This is a genomic window from Izhakiella capsodis (genome assembly GCF_900115045.1).
GTDB lineage: Bacteria > Pseudomonadota > Gammaproteobacteria > Enterobacterales > Enterobacteriaceae > Izhakiella > Izhakiella capsodis.
Map to the genome: position 1 here is coordinate 1 of NZ_FOVC01000023.1, position 4,392 is coordinate 4,392.

Genomic DNA, 4,392 nt, shown 5'->3' on the forward strand with positions numbered 1-4,392 from the left:
GAGGCTGCGGCGCTGGCTGCGGGGGCTGATGAAGAGCTATCGATTGCGCTGGCTGCGGAGGATGCTCAACAGAAAAAACTAGTTGAGATTCTTACAGCGGGAAAATGGGTCGGCGGTGCGCCGTGGGATGTGGAAAATGACTGATGAAGAACTTGTGGACGCCGCAATTGAGCTGGCTGGAAAATTTTATGAGTTAAACGGATACATACACCGCCCTGGTTTTAAATACTGGAAATCGCCGCACCCACAGGAACGATTATCTTTCGAAATGGCAGCTTTAGCTTTTGAGCATATTCGCGGCTCAGACGTGTATGACGCAATAGCAAGTATTGAGGATTTATAGAAATGGATAAAGAAATTGAATATGCATTCAAAGAACTTGAATATTACGTAAATCCATGCGTCAGAGGAGTCCTAAAAAAACACATCGACGCCCAGGCGGCGCGGATTGCTGGTGGTCTTCAATGGCGGGGACCAGCTAGCGTTAGAAATTATTGATTTTGTACAACAGGCTGCGCAGGAGGCCGCAAATGCAGACAAGAAGTTTTGAAATAAAAAACGCACCAGTAGCGCCAACTACCGATGCGTCCATGCAACAATTAAGTGGGAACTTAACTAAGGATAACATAGCAAACCTTGATGCCCCTGTCATTGCTGGCGTTACAATTGCTACAGATAATGAAGGGCGTTTCAACCTTAACGCACTGCATAAAGCTAGCAGATTAGGTACGAACAAAGCCCCCGCACAGTGGCTACGCACAAAGGCCGCGCAAGAAGTCATCAACGAACTGCAAAAAGAAACTGTGCAAATCTGCATAGTTTCTCTGGAAGGCCGTAACGGGGGGACTTTTGCTCACGAACTGCTTGCAGTGTCTTACGCCGGGTGGATCAGCCCTGCATTCCAGTTACAGGTAAACCAGACATTTATCGATTATCGCTCTGGTAAACTGGCAGCAACGCCTATCGATCCGATGATGGTGCTTAACGACCCAGCTACAATGCGCGGTTTACTACTTGGTTATACCGAAAAGGTACTCACCCTGGAAAACCAAGTGCAGGAAATGAAACCGGATGTTGATGCCCTGCACCGCATCTCAAAATCTGACGGCGGCACCTGTATCACCACTGCGGCCAAAGATCTGCAAATCAGGCCAAAAGACCTCTTCGCTTACCTCAACGCCAATAACTGGATCTACCGCCGCGCCGGAGGCAAAAGCTGGCTAGCTTATCAAAGCAAGATCCAGTCTGGTTTGCTGGAGCATAAAGTCACCGTTGTCACCAGGGGTGATGGTTCAGAAAAGACCGTCGAGCAAGTACTGGTAACGCCAAAAGGATTAGCCAAACTATCACAGTTGCTGAACCAGCAGGCGGCATAAGATAACCGGCCCCGTCACAGTGCGGGGCTTTTTACAGGAACAACAGCGTGCAACAGGCATTTACCCCCCGCCCCTACCAAAACCTCATTATCGACCACTCCCTAAACTTGCCTCGTACCAATATATGGGCTGGCATGGGTATGGGTAAAACCGTTGCCACACTGACCACGCTCGAAGATCTCTTTATGTGCGGTGCCGAAACGCAACCGGTGCTGGTTCTTGCGCCACTGCGTGTGGCGCGGTCAACATGGCCGGATGAAGTCGATAAATGGAACCATCTTCGCAATATTGAGATGCAGCCGATTGTCGGCACAGTCAAAGAACGGCTGGCGGCGCTGCAAAACACTAACGCAAGCGTGTATACCACAAATTACGATAACCTGGTCTGGCTGGTTGAAACGTTGGGGGATCGCTGGCCGTTCAGTACGGTGGTCGCAGACGAAAGCACCCGGCTAAAGTCATTCCGGTTACGGCAAGGTGGTAAACGCGCAGCGGCACTGGCGAAAGTGGCACATAAGCACGTACACCGCTGGATGAATCTTACCGGTACACCCGCGCCAAATGGCCTGATCGACCTGTGGGGTCAGGCATGGTTTGTCGATCAGGGCCAGCGTCTGGGGCGTACATTTGGCGCATTCACCTCTCGCTGGTTCAACAATATTCAGTTTCCGGGCCAGCAGTGGACAAAGCTGGAACCACGCCCCTTTGCACAGGAGCAAATGCAGGCAGCGCTACGCGATGTAACTATCTCACTGGATGCCGCCGACTGGTTTGATATTGAGGAACCGATCCACAACGTTATCCGGGTGCAGATGCCAGCAAAGGCACGTCAACAGTATCAGGAAATGGAAAAACAGATGTTTCTGGAACTGGACGGCACCGACATCGAAGCGCAGAACGCCGCTGCTAAAACGGTGAAATGTCTGCAAATTGCCAGCGGTGCTGTTTATACCGACGACAAAGGCACCTGGTCAGAGATCCACGACGCCAAATTACAGGCGCTGGAAAGTGTGATTGCCGAATCCGGCGGTATGCCGGTGCTGGTCGCCTATCACTTTAAAAGCGACTTAGCCCGTTTGCTGAAAGCTTTTCCAAAGGGTAAACAGCTTGATTCCGATCCGCAGACGCTGCGCGACTGGAACGCCGGAAAAACACCTGTCCTTTTTGCTCACCCTGCCAGCGCGGGCCACGGCCTGAACTTACAGGATGGCGGAAACATACTGGCGTTTTTCTCCCACTGGTGGGATCTGGAACAGTATCAGCAAATTATCGAACGCATCGGGCCAACCCGCCAGAGACAGGCAGGGCACAACCGCCCGGTATTTATACATCATCTTATCGCCGCTGATACAGTAGACGAACTGGTCATGCAGCGGCGCGACTCTAAACGCGAAGTGCAGGATATTCTGTTAGAAGCAATGAGAAAGCGAGGTTTGAAATGAGCGACTTAACTCGAGTAAAAGAGCAGGAAGTGATGGACATGGTGGGCGTTCGCTCACGGATGACCATCTATAAGTACACGAAATGTTATAATTTCCCGAAGCCTATCACTATGTATCCCAAACAATACCTTCGAGCTGATGTCGAGTACTGGATACTTAACGGCGGCATTAATCAGAGATCTTCCTGATATGCTCAAAAATGCGGGATGCATAAAGCTCGTAAGCGTCCCGCTGCTCGTCTATCCAATCGTGTTTATTGTAAACCGCTAAAACCCCGCCCAAATCATGCCCTAGCATTTTTTCAACAACATGCGGGGCCACTCCCTCTTCTGAAAGCCGGGTTGCAAGCGTACGCCTGAAATCGTGAGCGGTAAAGTCGCATATGCCCAAGTCTTTCTGGATTCTCTTAAGATATCTATTTGCCCCCGCAATTGTCATCGACTTCTTCAAATCTGTACCCGGAAATATTATTTCGCCGTAGGCTGTATGCAATTTTTCCAGCAAGGGTGATACTTGTGCAAAAATCGGACGACGTATAATTTTATTAGTTTTGCTCCGCGAGGCTGGCAGAAGCCACACTTCTTCTTCTAAATCAAATTCTGAGTAGACTGCACATCGCATTTCAGTATTACGCGCGCCGTAAAGCATTAAAAGCTGGTGTAATAATTTATTAGCTGTTGATGCTCTGCTACGTTCAATAGCCAGCCAGATTTTAGCTAGCTGGCTATATGACAATGTCACTTCCCCCACTTCGGGTTTACGTCCCACATCTTTCGGTGCGAGTTTCATAACGCTACTGTTGTCAATAAACTGTCTGCGAATACACCAGCCCATCGCCGCCCTAAATTGTGTTAACAATTGTCTGGCACGTACGGGGTTGGCCCTCTCTTGCGCGGTGAAAAAATCTACCCATCCGCGTATAGGGATCTCGTCCTGGGGTATACCTTCAAACGCGCCCGAAAGATGTTTTAAAACAGTTGCGTAATAGAGGGCTTTAGTCCTGGGCCTCAGATTCACATCTACATAAGTTTCCCGCCAGTAAGAGAGACAATCCCTCACTGTCGGGCGCGATTTGGCTTTAGCAAAACGCTCTGCGTGACGTGGATTTAACCCGCGGTCTAAGGATTCCTTTAATTCTGCAACGACGTTTCGTGCTTCTCTCAGAGAGATTGCAGGGTATTTACCTATTCCTAAACGATGCTGTTTGCCACCCCATCGATAGCGATACTGAAAGTTGATGACACCCCGCGGACTCACCCTAACACTAAGTCCGTCAGCATCAGTCATTTCAGTCGGCCCGGAATATGGTTTACCATAGAGAGAACGTAGTTTAGTGTCGCTGATCGCCATGTTAGTATTTTGTACTCAGAAAGAATAGGATTTGGTACTTATTATGTACTCATCTTAGCTTGTACCAAGTTAATCAACAAGCGCCGTACGAAAGCTATTATGTACAAAATCAGGAAAAACCAAGAAATTACTACCATAAAAACATAAACATACATACGCAAACGCTATCAGGTTCAAACACGCATGAGCAACGAAATACAGAGCAGTTTTCTTTTCCATGACTA

6 protein-coding genes are annotated in these 4,392 nt (G+C 49.0%); 5 read left to right on the forward strand and 1 reads right to left on the reverse strand.

Features of this window, described 5'->3' with window-relative positions; all coding sequences use genetic code 11:
* Positions 1–136 precede the first annotated feature (136 nt).
* The 5 genes from BM191_RS16365 (at position 137) to BM191_RS16380 (ending at position 3,006) form a co-directional block, all read left to right on the forward strand.
* Positions 137–343, forward strand: coding sequence for a hypothetical protein (locus BM191_RS16365; RefSeq protein ID WP_092880312.1), 207 nt, complete (start codon positions 137–139; stop codon positions 341–343).
* A gap of 2 nt (positions 344–345) precedes the next feature.
* A complete protein-coding gene (locus BM191_RS16895; RefSeq protein WP_177203366.1) occupies positions 346–498 on the forward strand; it encodes a hypothetical protein in 153 nt (50 codons plus the stop codon).
* A gap of 92 nt (positions 499–590) precedes the next feature.
* Positions 591–1,376 carry a phage antirepressor KilAC domain-containing protein gene (locus BM191_RS16370; RefSeq protein WP_092880325.1) on the forward strand — a complete coding sequence of 262 codons (786 nt, stop codon included), beginning with the start codon at positions 591–593 and terminating at the stop codon, positions 1,374–1,376.
* Positions 1,377–1,423: 47 nt separating this feature from the next.
* A complete protein-coding gene (locus tag BM191_RS16375) occupies positions 1,424–2,818 on the forward strand; it encodes a DEAD/DEAH box helicase (RefSeq protein ID WP_092880315.1) in 1,395 nt (464 codons plus the stop codon).
* On the forward strand, positions 2,815–3,006 hold the full coding sequence (locus BM191_RS16380; RefSeq protein ID WP_092880318.1) for a helix-turn-helix transcriptional regulator: 192 nt from the start codon (positions 2,815–2,817) through the stop codon (positions 3,004–3,006). The genes BM191_RS16375 and BM191_RS16380 overlap by 4 nt, the downstream gene beginning before the upstream one ends.
* On the opposite strand, the gene BM191_RS16385 is transcribed toward BM191_RS16380, so the two are convergent.
* Positions 2,987–4,168: a tyrosine-type recombinase/integrase gene (locus BM191_RS16385; protein ID WP_092880321.1), complete on the reverse strand. Its 1,182-nt coding sequence runs from the start codon at positions 4,166–4,168 to the stop codon at positions 2,987–2,989. The genes BM191_RS16380 and BM191_RS16385 overlap by 20 nt on opposite strands.
* Between the last annotated feature and the right edge of the window lie 224 nt (positions 4,169–4,392).

Coding starts and splice junctions, on each gene's coding strand:
- BM191_RS16895 (WP_177203366.1), top strand. CDS start 346: ATGGATAAAGAAATTGAATATGCATTCAAAGAACTTGAATATTACGTA.
- BM191_RS16380 (WP_092880318.1), top strand. CDS start 2,815: ATGAGCGACTTAACTCGAGTAAAAGAGCAGGAAGTGATGGACATGGTG.
- BM191_RS16385 (WP_092880321.1), bottom strand. CDS start 4,168: ATGGCGATCAGCGACACTAAACTACGTTCTCTCTATGGTAAACCATAT.
- BM191_RS16365 (WP_092880312.1), top strand. CDS start 137: ATGACTGATGAAGAACTTGTGGACGCCGCAATTGAGCTGGCTGGAAAA.
- BM191_RS16370 (WP_092880325.1), top strand. CDS start 591: ATGCAACAATTAAGTGGGAACTTAACTAAGGATAACATAGCAAACCTT.